The following is a 16,194-nucleotide window of genomic DNA, read 5'->3' as shown; positions in this document are numbered from 1 at the left end:
TATACATTTTAAGGGATTTTGTGAGAAAATGGCTCTCTTTACCGGAACGCTGGCTCTATTTTGCCGGACTGGTGGCTCTCAATCTCCGGACAGGTGGCTCAATTTGACCCGGAATACTCAAAAGTGCTCAAGGTTCATTTTTCACTAACTACTGATCCATTTATGTATAATTTTCCGGATGCAAAAAGGCTGACTATTGGCTTAATGGAAATTGTAAATTATCATAATATTGAAATGACTTTATTAACTAAGGGGGAATATCCCACTGGTGAAATTAATAAATTTAAGTGCAAGCCTGGTATTTCTTTGGTATCGCTTAATGACTCCTTCCACACGAAATTTGAACCTTACTCGGCCCCTATTGTGGGCCGCATCAATGCATTAAAAAAATTAGCTGATAAAGGTTTAGATACCTGGGTCTGTATAGAACCTTACCCAACGCCCGATATTATTGAACAAAGCCTAAATGAATTATTAACTAAAGTATCATTTACTAACACTATTGTTTTTGGCAAATGGAATTACCGAAGAAAAAAGATAAGCAAAGATATTGAAGACAGATTCTATGAAGAATGCTGCGAGCAAGTTTCTGAGTTTGGTTACAAGAATAATATTAAGACATATGTTTAACAATTATTTTAATAAAAGATGTTAAAAGCGCTGCTAAACTCTCAAAAATAAATGGTTAAAAATTCGCAGAGTTGTTTATTTTTTAATGATAAACTTCTTGAATCAATGTGTCATTTTTGTGCCAAAAGAGTATTTAAAAACCCCTTTATACAATAATTTGCTGTGTCATACTTGTGTCATTTTTTTGCACTCAAGTAGTTTGTTTTAGACTATTTTCGACAATTTTAGATAATCCGGAAATTACTGTAAATACGGGAAAAGTAGGACACGCCCGGGAGGACTCGAACCCCCAGCCTTCTGATCCGTAGTCAGACGCTCTATCCAGTTGAGCTACGGGCGCAAATGGTGAAAATGTTCAACGTGAAGGGCTTATACGATTTTTTGTTTATGATGTCAAGTATTATAAGGTTATGGAATACAAAACGGGCGATACAGGACTCGAACCTGTCCACCGGGTTCCGGAGACCCGTGCTCTATCCACCTGAGCTAATCGCCCTTTTTAAGAACTATAGTTGAAAACTCCTCCAGCATTTCATTTTTTACCAACTCAAAAGCTCCGTTATCTATAAACATTTTTCTTACATCAAAATTATATTCGACAGGGATACCCGATAATACAAGATATCCTTGTTTTGCAAGATTGTCTTTCATAAATTGATAAAGTGAAATAATAATATCATAATAAATATTTGCAACAATAATATCATATTTGCCTTTTATGCAGTCATTATCAGAATTTACCACATGGTTTACATTACTGTTGTTTATAAGAAAATTTTCTTTTGCTGTCCGGCATGCATTATAGGAAATGTCAAATCCCAAAATAAAAGAGGCACCTGATTTTTCTGCAGCTATTCCCAGAATTCCCGTTCCGCAGCCAATATCCAGAACTGATTTACCTTTAAAATTCAAGAGTCTGAAATTTTTCAGACAGCTTTTCGTAGTCTCGTGTTCTCCACTGCCAAAAGCACCCTGTTTAATAAGGATGGTATCATTTTTCACAGCGGGTATTTTTTCTTCAGTTCCCAGCAAGTATATAGGACAGTCTGCATCTTCGATTTTCAGCATATTGCGGGATATCACTAACCTGAATTTTTTGCAAGCATTTAACACTTATTTAAAATAATTGATAATATTTAAAAGAGTAGCTGTTGACATTTTTGCCTGCAGGGAATATCAATATGACAAAATACTTTGACATACAGGAGTGGAAAAATGTGCGCTTTTGAGAAAAAAGAAAAATATAATGTTGCCATTGCCGGCGTCACCGGTGCAGTTGGAGAAACTTTTCTAAATATTCTTGCTGAAAGAAATTTTCCAATTAATAAGCTGAAACCTCTCGCATCGGCCAGATCTGCAGGCAAAAAAATAACTTATCAGGGCAAAGAGTACGAGGTAGAAGAGCTGAGGCATGATTCCTTTGAAGATGTGGATATTGCACTTTTCTCAGCCGGTGGAGGCAGAAGCCTTGAATTTGCTCCTTCTGCAGCTAAAGCCGGAGCGATTGTAGTGGATAACAGCTCTGCATACAGAATGGACGAAGAGGTTCCTCTGGTTGTGCCTGAGGTAAACCCTGATGATGCTTTTAAGCACAAAGGGATAATTGCCAACCCTAACTGTACCACTATTATAATGGTGGTGGCACTTAAACCACTACATGATTTCAGTAAAATCAAACGTGTTGTTGTATCCTCATATCAATCGGCTTCCGGCGCAGGAGCTCAGGGAATGTATGAGCTTGAAGAGCAGGCCAAAGCCTGGGCCAAAGGCGAAAAACTCAAAGTTGAAAATTTCCAATACCAATTGCTGTTTAATGTAATTCCTCATGTGGATAAGTTTATGGAAAACGGCTACACCAAAGAAGAAATGAAAATGTACAACGAAACAAAGAAAATTTTAGGAGACAACAATGTCCCGGTAAGCGCCACCTGCGTAAGGGTGCCTGTTCTTACTGCCCATTCTGAGTCTATTTTTGTTGAAACGGAAGATAAAATTTCAGTTGAAAAAGCAAAAGAGCTTTTCAGCAATGCAAAAGGTCTGCAAGTCATGGACAATCCTGAAAAGAATGAGTACCCCATTCCTTTATTGGCTGCGGGAAAAGATGACTGCTATGTGGGAAGAATCAGAGAAGATATTTCCTGTGAGAATGCACTCAGTTTCTGGGTATGCGGTGATCAGTTGAGAAAAGGAGCAGCACTCAACGCAATCCAGATTGCAGAGCTTCTCATTAAATAAATAACCTTACATACAGCGCCGTTTTGGTTAAGAGAGGTTGGCAGGTAGTAAGATAGTAAGATAGTAAGATAGTGAGATGGTGAAATAGTGAGGTAGGGGACAGAGGATAGTACTTAACGCTTAGTACTAAATACTAAGTGTAAAGGAGTAACCAATGATAGTTATAACGGGAGCTGCAGGCTTTATAGGAAGCGTAATCCTGAAACTTTTTAACGATAAAGGTCACGATAACATTTTGGCAGTGGATAAGCTGGGAGAAAAAACCAAATGGAAAAATCTAAACAACAAAAAATTTACCGATTTTTGTGATAAAGACGACTTCATTGCCAATCCGGATAAATTTAAAGGAATTGACGCAATAATTCACATGGGCGCCTGCACTGACACAGCAGAATTCAACCTGGATTATCTGATTAAAAATAATTATGAATACAGCAAGATACTTTTTGAGTATTCCGTTAAGAATAACATACCTTTTATTTACGCCAGCAGTGCTGCCACTTATGGGGGCGGCGAAAACGGCTACAGCGATGAGATGGAAGATATTTCCCTGCTAACTCCTCTTAACCCTTACGGGTTTTCAAAGCAACTTTTTGATCAGTGGCTGCTTATGCAGACTGATAAGCCTCCTTTCTGGGCAGGGCTTAAATTTTTCAACGTTTACGGCCCGAATGAATATCATAAGGGCAGGATGGCCAGCGTTATCTTCCATACGTTTAACCAAATTAACGAGACCGGCAAAGTGAAATTATTCAAGTCCCACAGACAGGACTGTAAACATGGTGAGCAAAAAAGAGATTTTGTATATGTTAAGGATGTTGCAGAAATAATCTATTACTTTTATCAAAACAGGCCTGAAAACGGCATATTTAACCTGGGCACAGGCAATGCACGCACTTTTAATGATCTGGCTGAAAATGTGATAAAAAACGCTAAAATTAAGGCTGAAATTGAATACATTGATATGCCTGAGGATATTCGTGATAAATATCAGTATTTCACAGAAGCAAAAATGAATAAGCTCAGAAATACAGGTTACGACAAAGACTTTCACTCACTTGAAGAGGGAATTAAGGATTATGTAACAAATTTTTTGGTGCAAAATTACAAAATTTTATAAATTTTCCTTTAAAAGCCACAAAAATTTTATCCTTTTAATTCAATATTCTTTTAACTTCATGTATTTATAATCCTTGAAAAAAGTTATTGACATAGTATTTTTTTTTACGTATATAACTTCGGATTTTGAAGATATATAAAAAAAATTGGTATTTTCTGCAAAATTTGGAAAATATCCTCTGAAAGGGGGCTAAAATGCAAGCTTTAGGAAAACACATTTTGGTGGAGTTTTACGGTTGCAACCCGGAAAAACTCAAAGACACAAAAATGTTGCAGACAGAATTTGAAAATGCTGCCGATATGAGTGGAGCAACAGTTGTGGACAGTACTTTCCATACTTTTAGCCCCTATGGAGTGAGCGGTGTGGTTGTAATTGCTGAATCACACCTTACTATACACACCTGGCCGGAATACGGCTACGCTGCTGTGGATTTATTTACCTGTGGAGATACAGTGGATCCCTGGAAAGCTTTTTCTTACCTGAAATCCGTTCTGGAGTCAAATAACACATCAACTATTGAAATGAAGCGCGGCCAACTGAATGATTTTGAAGGACAGCTGAGACACAAGCCGGCCTGCGCTTAAATCAGAGGTGAAATAATGATTTTCAAAACCCCCACAAAACACTTCTTTGTTTCCGGAACATCTGAAGGCTATACAATGCTGAATGCATTTGACGGAGCTTTGTTAGATGCCGGCATTGGTAATACGAATCTTGTTAAAATGAGCAGCATTGTACCGCCTCATTGCAAACTGGTGGATCATATAAAGCTGCCCCAGGGCTCGCTTGTTCCTGTTGCTTATGCCTCTATATGTCAGGCGGAACCCGGTGTTACTCTTTCTGCAGCAGTTGCCGCTGCTTACCCGGAAGATGAATCACAGGCAGGTCTTATTATGGAATACTCTGCTCCTGCCAGAAAAGATATTGTTGAAAAGCATGTCAGAACAATGGCCGAAAAGGGGCTGGAAAGAAGAGACCTGAAAATAAAAGAAATAAGAAGCATAGCCGTTCAAACAATAGTTGAAAGCATAGGTGCCGCATTTGCCGCCGTTGTCCTATGGGATTGATTTTCCGGTGAATATTGATATTATAAGTCTACATATTAATCATTACAAACTGTTTAATGGAGAGATTTATGGATTTATGGTTTACAGAACTGTATGAAAACGCCTCTGGATATACAGTAAAAATCAAGGAAACACTTTTCAGCGGTAAAAGCAAATATCAGCAGCTTGATATCCTTCAAACAGAACAGCTGGGCAAAATGATGGTTCTTGATGGTTTAATAATGCTTACCGAAGCCAATGAGTTTTCTTATCATGAGATGATTGCGCATGTCCCGATGACAGCCCACCCCAATCCTGAGAGAGTTCTTATAATTGGAGGCGGAGACGGGGGAACCGCCAGAGAAGTGCTGAAGCATAATTGTGTAAAAGAATGTGTAATGGTGGAAATTGATGAGCTTGTTATTGAAAAATCAAAGGAGTTTTTCCCGCAGATAGCCTCAGCATTTGACAACCCTAAATTAAATCTATTGGTACAGGATGGTTTTAAATACATAGAAGATAATAAGAACGCCTTTGATGTGGTAATAATTGATTCAACAGACCCTATCGGTCCTGCTGAGCCCCTTTTCAGCGAACATTTTTATAAAAATGTAAACGCCTGCTTGAAAAGCGACGGTCTGATGTCGGCACAGTCAGAAAGTCCTTATCTGTATAATAAAATAATCCGGCAGATGTATACAGATATGGGCAAAGCATTTCCTGTTGTAAAAATGTATACAGGGTATGTACCGTTTTATCCCACCGGTATGTGGAGTTTTGCCTTCGCTTCCAAAAAATACCACCCGTACTCAAAGCCGCGAATTGACATGATTGATAAAATAGATAATTTACAGTATTTTAACAAAGAAATCTACTGTACCTGTTTTGCTTTACCGAATTTTGCGAGGAAACTTCTTGATGAAGACGATAAGTAACTGTTTTATAGGATGTGACAAATCTGTTGAAAAATCCGATTTGCTTATTTTTGGCGCACCATATGACGGCACAAGCAGTTTCCGCCCCGGCTCAAGATTTGCTCCGGATAAAATAAGGGAAGCCTCTTACGGGCTTGAAACATACAGCCCCGATTACAATATGGATATCGAAGAATTAAACGTTGGCGATATAGGCAATGTGGAATTTCCTTTCGGTGAAAAAGATAAAGTTTTTAAGGAAATAAGAAGCTGTACCGCCAATCTTTTGGATATGAATAAAAAAATATTATGTCTCGGAGGGGAACATCTTATAACACTGCCCATTATTGAGGAACTCAGCAGGATACATGGTAATTTGAAACTGATACATATGGATGCACATGCAGATATGCGTGATACATATATAAGTGAAAAACTTTCCCATGCTACAGTATTAAACAATATCTCTGAACTAATCGGTCAGAAAAACATTTTTCATTACGGTATCAGAAGCGGAACACGGGAAGAGTTTGATGAGATTGCCAAATTCAACAACCTCAATATAAAAAACGACAAATTGACTGAAAATATCGGGGATGATCCTGTTTACCTTACAATTGATTTGGACATCCTTGACACATCTGTTCTTCCCGGAACAGGCACACCGGAACCAGGCGGGCTTAGTTTTAAAGAATTATCTGAACTCCTTTTCTCCTTTAAAGGCTTTAATTTTGTCGGAGCTGATGTGGTGGAGCTGGCACCTGACTATGACTTTACAGGCGCATCAAGTATAGTAGCTGCAAAAGTTGTTAGAAATACTATCTGCACAATATTGAGTTAAAAACAATTTTTTCGCAATAAAAGGGCCGTATTGGTATTGTTTTGTAACTTATTGATAACAAAGATCCTAAAATTTCCCAAAGTGGCAAAATAAAACAAAAATCCTTGTAAGTCCTACAAAAAAAAGAAAAAAATCAAAAAATGTATTTGAAATATTCCTGTTCTTAAGCTATAAAAATATTAACGTTCATAGCGCAGATGCGCACAACTATAATTGAGAATAGGAGGAAACTGTGAACAAAAAAGAATTGATTGAAAAAATGGCTGACAAAGCCGGTCTTAAAAAGACTGAAGCAGAAAAAGCACTGAAAGCTTTTGAGGAATCAGTAGTTGACACTCTTAAAAATGGTGACAAAGTTACTCTTGTAGGTTTTGGTACTTTTGCTGTTTCCGAAAGAAAGGCCAGAAAGGGGAGAAATCCGCAAACCGGACAGGAAATTAATATACCGGCCAAAAAAGCTCCTAAATTTGTTCCCGGTAAACTTTTTAAAGATTCTGTGAAATAACTGTTTTTATAAAGGCTTCCATATGATGGAAGCCTTTCTTGTTTACAGCCATTCAATGATCATGTTTAACTATCCAAATCCTTTTAAAAATATTATTTTGCCCTCATGAAAAGAAAATTTTTGGGCAGCAAGATTAAAAGTTACAGAAGATCCCAGGGGCTGAGCCTGCAGAGTGTTGCCGAAAAAATAGGCAAGACAAAAAGCTATCTGTCCATGATAGAAAACTCAAAAGCCGTACCTTCACTTTCTACGCTAAGAGATATTGCAACATGTCTCGGTATCACAATAGCTGATTTTTTTGACGAGGAGGCTAACAATAATTCAAAAGTTTTTAAGGAAACATTTCAATTCAATAACGATGCCAGAATAATCCACTCCAAGAAAAATGAATACAATTTATATCTGTTAATTCAGAATCAAACATTTAAAATGAAAACATATATTGTTGAGCTGCTCCCCTTTGGAGGATATTCTCAGGAGTTGCGCCATGAAGGACAGGAGCAGGGACTGGTACTGGAAGGCCAAATCTCTCTTTATCTTGATGAGCATGAATACATTCTTAACAAAGGCGATTATTTTTATTTTTATTCCAATAAAAAACACAAAGTCACCAATAAATCCGAAGAGAAGGCGAAAATTTACTGGGTATATCTGCCCGAATAATATTTTGTTAGTCATAAGGGCTATGTTTAATGCAAGATTTATTTATTTGAGACTTTTGAATAACTCTATTTGTCATGCTGTAACATCAGCCCATGGGCGGTTAAATTTGCCATAGGCAATCATTTATTTCAGCATCTCGTATTATCAATAAGTTATGAGACCCTGTAGCACCAACCTAACAGGTTGGTAAATATGTGGAACACATTAAACAAGTTCAGGGTGACAATATCCCAAATATTCAAAAGTCTCTATTTTTCAAGTTTCGCACTTCGCTATGTCTATCATTCGCTTCTATCGAAATATAGAATGTTAAACATATTTACCAGTCTAAAAGACTGGTGCTAGCCATAGGCATACTTGCGAAACCCTGTGGAAACAGGGTTGTGGCAATCTCAAAACAAGAAAAGTAGAGAGATTGCTTCGTCGTTATCACTCCCTGCCCTGTTAAATGCCACAGGCAATCAGCGAAGCTGATATTTAACAGGGTGAACAAAGACGTGAAAACAGTACAAGTGCGAAACTTGAATTATTTTAATAATTTTTGATATAACGTTTAATGTTAGTGAAAGTGGATGTAAATAGTTGTTTGTTGTTATTAGTGGTTATTTATTGGGAAAAACCTGCCCCCAGAAATAACTAAAGTTGATGAAAGTAATTAAAACTTAGCTCTTAGCACTTAATGCTTAATACTAAACACTCAAAGGTTAAATAATATTTGACTTAAATTTTCAAGTTTGATATTTAATTAAAATAGAGTTTTAAGTTGGCAGAAATGTTTTCAAACATCCAGCCGGTATGAATAAAAACTACAAATACGGAGTTATCTATGATTTGGAATAACGAGTTCGAAACACTCCCGCCTGAAGCTCTGGAAGCATTGCAGTTAAAACGTCTTAAAAATATTGTGGAGAAAGTATACGCTACTGTTCCTTTTTACAGGAAAAGGTTTAACGAATACGGTATAACTCCTGATGATATAAAATCTTTGTCTGATCTTCAGAAACTTCCGTTTACCACTAAGCAGGATTTGAGGGATAATTACCCTTTCGGCATGTTCGCTGTACCGAAGGAGCAGGTTGTCCGGATACATGCATCCAGCGGAACAACCGGGAAACCGACAGTTGTAGGTTATACAAAAAGAGATATTGAGCACTGGGCAGAACTTATGGCCAGAACTTTTTCAGCAGCCGGTGTCAAGAAGGGTGATGTGCTTCAAAACGCTTACGGTTACGGGCTTTTTACAGGCGGTCTTGGCGCACATTACGGAGCGGAACTTTTAGGAGCATCAGTGATACCGATTTCAGGAGGAAACTCTAAAAAACAGATTATGATTATGAAGGATTTCGGCACCACCGCTATTTCCTGTACACCATCTTATGCCTTAAGTCTCTATGAAGTAGCCCAGGAAGAAGGTATTGATCTTAAAGATCTTCCGGTAAAGGTAGGTGTATTTGGTGCAGAACCCTGGACAGACAGCATGAGAAAGGAAATTGAAGATAAGTGGGATATAGATGCTGTGGACATATACGGTTTGAGTGAGGTAATCGGTCCCGGGGTTGCTTTTGAATGTTTGGAAGCCAAAAAAGGCATGCATATAAACGAAGATCATTTTATTGTTGAAATTATTGATCCCGAAACCGGAGAAGTTAAACCGTTCGGAGAAGAAGGGGAAATAGTATTCACAACAATTACCAAAGAAGCTATTCCAATTATAAGATACAGGACAAGAGACATAACCCGTCTGATTAAGGAACCCTGCCGCTGCGGAAGAACTTTTGCACGTATGGAAAAAGTAACAGGCCGTACGGACGATATGATGATTATAAGAGGGGTAAATGTGTTCCCCTCACAAATTGAATCGATACTGATGGAAGCCAAAGGAACTCTATCTCATTATCAGCTTGTGGTGGACAGGGTCAATAATCTCGATACATTGGAAGTTTGGGTGGAAGTTGGCGAAGAGTTTTTCTCGGATGAAATAAAAGTACTCCAGCAATTTTCAAAATCTTTGGAAAGAAACATTAAAGATATTATAGGTGTTACTGCTAAAGTAAAACTTGTGGAACCAAAAACACTGGAAAGAAGTCAGGGTAAAGCTCAGAGAGTAATTGACAAAAGGAAATAACGTTAAGGAGGAAATGATGAAGATTAAACAGATTTCCGTATTTATAGAGAATATATCCGGCCGTTTGTATGAAGTCACGGAACTTTTGGGAGAAAATAACATAAACATAAGGGCACTGTCTTTGGCTGATACCTCAGATTTTGGAATTCTGCGCTTGATTGTAAATGACCCTGACAAGGCCTATGACCTCCTGAAACAAAATGATTTTACGGTTGGCAGAACGGATGTGATTGCAGTTGAAGTGCCGGATGTCCCCGGTGGTTTGGCAAGTGTGTTAAAAGCCCTAAGGGATGCGGATGTTAACGTGGAATATATGTACGCATTTGTGGAGAGAAGCGGAGACTGTGCTGTTATGATTTTTCGTTTCGACGAAACCGACAAAGCAGTTGAAGCACTTAATAATGCTGGTTTTACAACAATTAAAGGTGAAAAAATATACGGTCTTTAATAAGAAGGGGGAGATATATGAAAAAACTAACATTCATTTTGCTTATTTTAGTAATTTCAACAGTCTGTTACGCAGAAATCCGTCTGGGAGCTCTTTTCTCAACCACAGGTCCTGCTTCCTTTCTGGGAATGCCGGAAAAACAAACCCTGGAAATGCTAGTGGAAGAAGCCAACAGTAACGGCGGGATTAACGGGGAAAAGATAGAACTGTTTTTATATGACACCAGGGGAATCGATGCCGAAGCAAGGAAAAAATTTATTCGTCTTGTAAAAAAAGACAGGGTGGATGCTGTAATTGGTCCCACCAGAAGCGGATCTACACTTGCAATCAAAGAACTGGCAGGCAGATTTGAAATGCCTCTGATCTCTTGTGCATCAAGTGATCGTATCATAGAACCGATCAATCCTTTTGTTTTTAAAGTGGCTCCATCAGATACACTCGCTGTTAGAAAGATTTACTCATATTTGAAAGATAAGGGGCAGAAGAGGGTTGCTATAATAACTGCTCAGAACGGCTACGGCGATTCAGGCAGGACAGCTCTTCTTAATGAAGCAAAAAAAATGGGTATCAATATTGTTGCTGATGAAAAATTCAGAGATAATGACAGAGATATGACATCGCAGCTGACAAAAATATCCGAAGCAGATCCGGATGCGATTATATGTTGGGGGGTAGGACCTGCACCGGCAATTGTTGCCAAAAATTACAAACAGCTCCAGTTGGATGCTACGCTGTTTATGAGTCACGGTGTGGCTTCAAAGAAATTTATAAAGCTGGCTGGTAATGCTGCTAAAGGTATAATTCTTCCTGCAGGCAGACTGCTGGTTGCTGAAAAACTTTCAGACAGCAATAGATTCAAAAGTATGCTGTTAGAATATAAGAACGCTTACGAGAAACGCTTTGACAGCTCGGTATCCACATTCGGAGGGCATGCATATGACGCATTTCAAATATTTAAAAAAGCATACAACAACTCTGTTGAGAAGAATATTAAAATAACTGAAGCTATTGAGAATATAAAAGGTTATCTGGGAACATACGGAGAGTTTAACTTTTCCAAAAATGACCATAATGGCCTTGATATGAATGCTTTTATCATGCTTAAGATTCAAAACGGAGACTGGCAGCTACTTAATAAATAATCAGCAAGGCACTCAGTATTCAGATTATTGGTTTGTTTGATGAAAGACAATAATACAATAGTTATTTTAAACAAAAACCGTATTAACAAGCTATTTTAAAGCGGTTGTATCAACAGCCGCTTTTTTATAAAACAGGGGGATATTATGAAAAAGCTATTGGGAGTTGTATTAATACTGGTATTAGCCGTTCCTCTCTATGCAGAGATAAGGCTGGGAGCTCTTTTTGCTGTAACGGGGCCTGCTTCTTTTTTGGGTTTGCCGGAAAAACAGACGCTTGAGATGCTGGTGGAAGAAATTAACAAAGAAGGCGGAATTGCCGGTGAAAAGGTCAAGTTGTTCCTTTATGACACAAAAGGCCTGGACACTGAAGCGAGGAAAAAGTTTATAAGGCTGGTGAAAAAAGACAAAGTGGATGCTGTAATTGGTCCCACCCGTTCAGGCTCAACACTTGCAATCAAAGAACTGGCTGAAAGGTACAAAACTCCACTTTTGTCCTGTGCAGCCAGTAAAAGAATTGTGCAGCCGCTGAACAAGTATGTTTTCAAATCACCACAGTCTGATACACATGCTGTGGGGAAAATTTATAATTTCCTGCGTAAAAAAGGTAAGAGTAAAGTTGCAATTATTACTGCACAAAACGGCTTCGGCGATTCGGGACGTACAGAACTGTTAGAGCTTGCAGAGGAATATGGAATGAAAATTGTGGCAGATGAAAAATTCAGGGATACGGACAAAGATATGACATCGCAGCTTACAAAAATATCCGAAACAAATCCCGATGCAATTATCTGCTGGGGAGTGGGCCCTGCGCCTGCTTTGGTGGCAAAAAATGCGAGACAGCTTGGCCTTGAGTCCATGCTAATTATGAGTCACGGTGTGGCTTCCAAAAAATTCATTGAATTGGCAGGAGAAGCTGCAGAAGGCATTATTTTGCCTGCGGGAAGATTGCTGGTTGCAGACAGGCTTGATAAAGACAGTAAATACCGCAGTGTTCTTTTGAAATATAAAGAAGCATATGAAAAACGATATGATTCCTCAGTATCCACATTCGGCGGACATGCATATGATGCTTTTATGATGTTTAAGTACGGCATCGAAAAAGGCGGGAAAGAAGCGGATAAAATGATCTCTGCAATTGAAAACAGGGGACCTTTTATAGGTACCGCCGGAGAATTTAATATTACCGCAACCGATCACAACGGTCTGGATAAATCAGCTTTTGTTATGTTAAAAATACACAATGGAGACTGGGAGCTTATAAACTAAATGCAGTTCTTTTACTCGGGAATTACCAGCGGAAGTATATTTGCTTTGGTAGCGCTTGGATTTAACATAATTTACAACACCACCGGGATTATTAATTTTGCCCAAGGCGAATTTGTTATGATAGGCGGGATGCTCATATATACACTGTTATCAATATATGGGCTCCCGTTTTTAATTGCAGCTCCGCTCGCTTTAATGGCTGCACTTATACTGGGGGCAATTTTTGAACGTGTTTTTATAAAAAGTGTACGTTCCCCCAACGAAATAAAGCTGATTACAATTACGATAGCTGCCTCAATCATCTTAAGAGGACTGGGAATGGTTATATGGGGGAGAAACTCATTAAGCGTTGATGCTTATGTGCCCTATAAAATACTGGAGTTACCCGCAGGTACCCTTACATCTAACAGCCTGCTCGTTATAATAGTTTCACTAATTACGGCCTTTAGTCTTTCACTGTTTTTTAAAAGGTCGTCTTTGGGGAAAGCTTTCAGAGCCTGCTACGATGATAAAATTGCCGCAGGGATATGCGGTGTGGATGTCAGTAAAATAAGGATGCTTGCCTTTGCAATTGCAGCACTTCTCGGTGTTATAGCTGGAATCGTTACCACCCCTATCACCTATGTGACTTACACAGACGGTATCATGACAGGGTTGAAAGGATTTGCCGCAGCCATTCTGGGCGGACTGGGCAGCTTCTGGGGCGGTGTAGCCGGAGGCCTTTTGCTTGGTATCTTTGAAGGTTTTTTCGCCTCTGTGTTTCCATCAGGGTATAAAGATGCATTCGCTTTTCTGGTAATTCTTGCGGTTTTGTTTTTGAGACCGAAAGGCTTGTTCGGGAAAAAGAAGGCTGAGCGTTTATGAGAAAGATAAACTACCCTTTTTTAATATTTATTTTGGTGGTTTTGATTGCTGCAAAGTTGCTGATAAAAAATGAATATTATTTAAGTATTGTTATCTTCGGGATGTTCAATGCTATAAACGCCTCATGTTTTAACTTACTTTTGGGATATACGGGGATTATTTCTCTTGGTCAGGCTGCTTTTTACGGAATCGGTGCCTATTTTGCCGTCATTGTCGCCGCTTCTTTCGGTATTAATCCTGTGCTTGCAATTTTTCTGGCAAGCTTATTCAGTGCCCTTACTGCTTTCATAGTGGGATACCCCACTTTAAAACTTCACGGGCATTATCTGGCTATGGCCACCCTCGGATTTGGTATGATCATTTATGTACTGATGAATGAAATGGCTTTTATTACAGGGGGACCTTCCGGCTTTTTGGACATCAATAAGCTTAAATTTCTTGGCATTACCATTTATGGTGAACACAGTTTTTATATTTTTGTTGCAATAATGTTTTTTATTTTTACAGTATTGTTTGAAATGTTTGACAAATCATATTTATCTTACAAACTGAAGTTTATAAAAGAATCTGAGTTTGCCTCAAAATCTTTCGGTATTAACATATTTAAAACGAAATTGCTGGTTTTTTCTATTGCAGCCGGCATAACTGCATTTAATGGTGGCATTTATGCATATTACTCAGGATTTATAAGTCCTGTATCTTTTAATTTCAGCTATTCCATCAAACTTTTGACAATGGCCATTGTAGGCGGATTAGGGACAGTGCCCGGCGGGATTATAGGAGCAGCTGTTCTGACCGCTTTGCCAGAATTTATGGCTTCTATTGAAGATTATGAGATGATTCTTTACGGTTGTTTTCTTGCTATTACTATAATATTTTTACCGGGCGGTCTTACGGGACTTATAAAGAGGATACTTAATAAAAATGCTGCAGATTAAAAATACGGGTATTAACTTTGGCGGTGTGAAGGCTCTTGACAATGTAAGTTTTAATGTGTCATACGGCCGTATTACCGCGCTGATCGGGCCTAACGGTGCCGGTAAAACCACACTTTTTAATATTATCACCGGTTTTCTTAAAAGTAATACCGGCGAAATCTTCTTTGAAAATGAGAACATTACAAATTCACAGCCTTATCATGTATTTGCCAAAGGAATCTCACGAACTTTTCAAAATTTAAATCTTATTTCAGAAGTAAGCCTGAAAGAAAACCTATTATTGGGAATAATAGGTAAAGATAACCCTTCAGCAGTAAAAAGTTTATTAAGACTGAACGGCAAATACTGGAAAAGAGTGGAAAAGAAAATCGATCACTGTATGGAAATTACCGGAATATCAGAGTGGTGTGATAAAAAGACTGATGAAGTGCCTTACGGCATTCTAAAATATCTTGAGATAGCAAGAGCTATAATTAATGAGCCCAAGATATTGTTGCTGGATGAGCCTGCAGCGGGGCTTAACAATGTTGAAAAAGAAAATTTAATGGAACTTATAAAATTTTTAATAAGCAAAAATATGACAATATTTATGGTGGAACATGACATGAATTTCGTATCTAATCTGGCTGATAATGTCATATGCCTTAATTACGGAAAAGTGATTGCCAACGGCAGCTACGGAGAAATAAGGAGTAATGAGGAAGTTATAAAAGCTTACCTGGGAGACTCGGATGCTTAAAGTTTCCTCACTTAATATATATTATGGAGCCGTAAGAGCTTTAAATAACATTTCCATTCATGTTAAAGAGAAGGAATTTGTTTCACTAATTGGTTCAAACGGTGCAGGAAAAACATCACTTTTAAACGGGATTTTAAATATCGTTCCGCCGAAAAGCGGTGAAATTGTTTTTCAAGACAAAACAATTACCGGTCTTCCCACCAAGAAAAAAGTAAAAATGGGAATCAGTCTTGTCCCGGAAGGCAGACGTGTATTTCCGAATATGAGTGTTCATGAAAACCTTGAAATGGGCGGATATCAAAAATCATCAAAAATAAAGAACAGGCAGATGGAATTTGTCCTCGATCTTTTTCCAATTCTTAAGGAAAGAAACAAACAGTTAGCCGGGATGCTTTCCGGCGGAGAACAGCAGATGCTGGCCATTGGCAGGGCACTGATGAGTGATCCGAAACTCCTTTTAATGGATGAGCCTTCAATGGGGCTGGCTCCTCTTGTTATAAAAAATGTATACGAAAAATTAACAAAGCTGAAAGAAAACGGTCTTACAATTTTCCTGGTGGAGCAGAATGCCTCAGTTGCTCTAAAATATGCTGACAGAGGCTATGTACTGGAAAACGGCAAAATTGTTTTGCAGGGTAAAAGCAGTGAATTGAAGGATGACAATGAAATCAAAAGAGCCTATCTGGGAAAAGAATACAAAGAAAAGTGGGAGAGGTGA

18 protein-coding genes and 2 tRNA genes are annotated in these 16,194 nt (G+C 38.4%); 17 read left to right on the top strand and 3 right to left on the bottom strand.

The features are described 5' to 3' along the window. Positions 1 to 60 precede the first annotated feature (60 nt). On the top strand, positions 61 to 630 hold the full coding sequence (locus UMU13_RS08610; RefSeq protein WP_328218451.1) for a hypothetical protein: 570 nt from the start codon (positions 61 to 63) through the stop codon (positions 628 to 630). Between the two features lie 266 nt (positions 631 to 896). Here the strand turns inward: UMU13_RS08610 and UMU13_RS08605 are convergent. From UMU13_RS08605 to UMU13_RS08595, 3 genes are all read right to left on the bottom strand, one after another. Next, positions 897 to 970: transfer RNA gene (locus UMU13_RS08605), tRNA-Arg, on the bottom strand. An 83-nt stretch (positions 971 to 1,053) separates the two neighbouring features. After that, positions 1,054 to 1,126, bottom strand: a tRNA-Arg gene (locus tag UMU13_RS08600). Beyond that, positions 1,117 to 1,698 (bottom strand): 50S ribosomal protein L11 methyltransferase, encoded by a 582-nt coding sequence (locus UMU13_RS08595; protein WP_328218450.1) that lies wholly within the window; start codon positions 1,696 to 1,698, stop codon positions 1,117 to 1,119. The genes UMU13_RS08600 and UMU13_RS08595 overlap by 10 nt, the downstream gene beginning before the upstream one ends. 147 nt (positions 1,699 to 1,845) lie before the next feature. On the opposite strand from UMU13_RS08595, the gene UMU13_RS08590 reads away from it, so the two are divergent. The 16 genes from UMU13_RS08590 to UMU13_RS08515 all read left to right on the top strand — a co-directional run bounded on the left by UMU13_RS08590 (position 1,846) and on the right by UMU13_RS08515 (position 16,194). Next, positions 1,846 to 2,865, top strand: a complete 1,020-nt coding sequence (locus UMU13_RS08590) for an aspartate-semialdehyde dehydrogenase (protein WP_328218449.1) — start codon at positions 1,846 to 1,848, stop codon at positions 2,863 to 2,865. Positions 2,866 to 3,019: 154 nt separating this feature from the next. Further along, positions 3,020 to 3,985 (top strand): ADP-glyceromanno-heptose 6-epimerase, encoded by a 966-nt coding sequence (rfaD, locus tag UMU13_RS08585; protein ID WP_328218448.1) that lies wholly within the window; start codon positions 3,020 to 3,022, stop codon positions 3,983 to 3,985. Between the two features lie 194 nt (positions 3,986 to 4,179). Continuing rightward, positions 4,180 to 4,569, top strand: a complete 390-nt coding sequence (speD, locus tag UMU13_RS08580; RefSeq protein ID WP_013886326.1) for an adenosylmethionine decarboxylase — start codon at positions 4,180 to 4,182, stop codon at positions 4,567 to 4,569. A gap of 15 nt (positions 4,570 to 4,584) precedes the next feature. After that, positions 4,585 to 5,052, top strand: a complete 468-nt coding sequence (locus tag UMU13_RS08575) for a pyruvoyl-dependent arginine decarboxylase (RefSeq protein ID WP_328218447.1) — start codon at positions 4,585 to 4,587, stop codon at positions 5,050 to 5,052. A gap of 68 nt (positions 5,053 to 5,120) precedes the next feature. Then, positions 5,121 to 5,966, top strand: coding sequence for a polyamine aminopropyltransferase (gene speE / locus UMU13_RS08570; RefSeq protein ID WP_328218445.1), 846 nt, complete (start codon positions 5,121 to 5,123; stop codon positions 5,964 to 5,966). After that, the gene (gene speB, locus UMU13_RS08565; RefSeq protein WP_328218444.1) at positions 5,950 to 6,786 is read left to right on the top strand and encodes an agmatinase; all 837 of its coding nucleotides are present in this window, start codon (positions 5,950 to 5,952) and stop codon (positions 6,784 to 6,786) included. The genes speE and speB overlap by 17 nt, the downstream gene beginning before the upstream one ends. A 232-nt stretch (positions 6,787 to 7,018) precedes the next feature. Further along, a complete protein-coding gene (locus UMU13_RS08560; protein ID WP_013886330.1) occupies positions 7,019 to 7,291 on the top strand; it encodes an HU family DNA-binding protein in 273 nt (90 codons plus the stop codon). A 105-nt stretch (positions 7,292 to 7,396) separates the two neighbouring features. Further along, positions 7,397 to 7,954: a cupin domain-containing protein gene (locus UMU13_RS08555; RefSeq protein ID WP_328218442.1), complete on the top strand. Its 558-nt coding sequence runs from the start codon at positions 7,397 to 7,399 to the stop codon at positions 7,952 to 7,954. Between the two features lie 826 nt (positions 7,955 to 8,780). Beyond that, a complete protein-coding gene (locus UMU13_RS08550; RefSeq protein WP_328218441.1) occupies positions 8,781 to 10,079 on the top strand; it encodes a phenylacetate--CoA ligase family protein in 1,299 nt (432 codons plus the stop codon). A 16-nt stretch (positions 10,080 to 10,095) separates the two neighbouring features. Continuing rightward, the gene (locus UMU13_RS08545; RefSeq protein WP_013886333.1) at positions 10,096 to 10,527 is read left to right on the top strand and encodes an ACT domain-containing protein; all 432 of its coding nucleotides are present in this window, start codon (positions 10,096 to 10,098) and stop codon (positions 10,525 to 10,527) included. A 17-nt stretch (positions 10,528 to 10,544) separates the two neighbouring features. Then, positions 10,545 to 11,669 carry an ABC transporter substrate-binding protein gene (locus UMU13_RS08540; RefSeq protein ID WP_328218440.1) on the top strand — a complete coding sequence of 375 codons (1,125 nt, stop codon included), beginning with the start codon at positions 10,545 to 10,547 and terminating at the stop codon, positions 11,667 to 11,669. 144 nt (positions 11,670 to 11,813) lie between these two features. Next, complete coding sequence (locus UMU13_RS08535; RefSeq protein WP_328218439.1) at positions 11,814 to 12,935, top strand: ABC transporter substrate-binding protein; 1,122 nt, start codon at positions 11,814 to 11,816, stop codon at positions 12,933 to 12,935. Beyond that, positions 12,936 to 13,799, top strand: coding sequence for a branched-chain amino acid ABC transporter permease (locus tag UMU13_RS08530; RefSeq protein ID WP_328218438.1), 864 nt, complete (start codon positions 12,936 to 12,938; stop codon positions 13,797 to 13,799). It begins immediately after the preceding gene. Then, positions 13,796 to 14,737 (top strand): branched-chain amino acid ABC transporter permease, encoded by a 942-nt coding sequence (locus UMU13_RS08525; protein ID WP_328218436.1) that lies wholly within the window; start codon positions 13,796 to 13,798, stop codon positions 14,735 to 14,737. The genes UMU13_RS08530 and UMU13_RS08525 overlap by 4 nt, the downstream gene beginning before the upstream one ends. Beyond that, positions 14,724 to 15,476 carry an ABC transporter ATP-binding protein gene (locus UMU13_RS08520; RefSeq protein ID WP_328218434.1) on the top strand — a complete coding sequence of 251 codons (753 nt, stop codon included), beginning with the start codon at positions 14,724 to 14,726 and terminating at the stop codon, positions 15,474 to 15,476. Before UMU13_RS08525 ends, UMU13_RS08520 begins: the two co-directional genes overlap by 14 nt. Continuing rightward, positions 15,469 to 16,194 (top strand): ABC transporter ATP-binding protein, encoded by a 726-nt coding sequence (locus UMU13_RS08515; protein WP_328218432.1) that lies wholly within the window; start codon positions 15,469 to 15,471, stop codon positions 16,192 to 16,194. The genes UMU13_RS08520 and UMU13_RS08515 overlap by 8 nt, the downstream gene beginning before the upstream one ends.

It is taken from the genome of Flexistipes sp., assembly GCF_036172515.1.
In the GTDB taxonomy this organism is placed as follows: domain Bacteria; phylum Chrysiogenota; class Deferribacteres; order Deferribacterales; family Flexistipitaceae; genus Flexistipes.
This window is presented reverse-complemented; position numbering and strand designations above follow the sequence as displayed.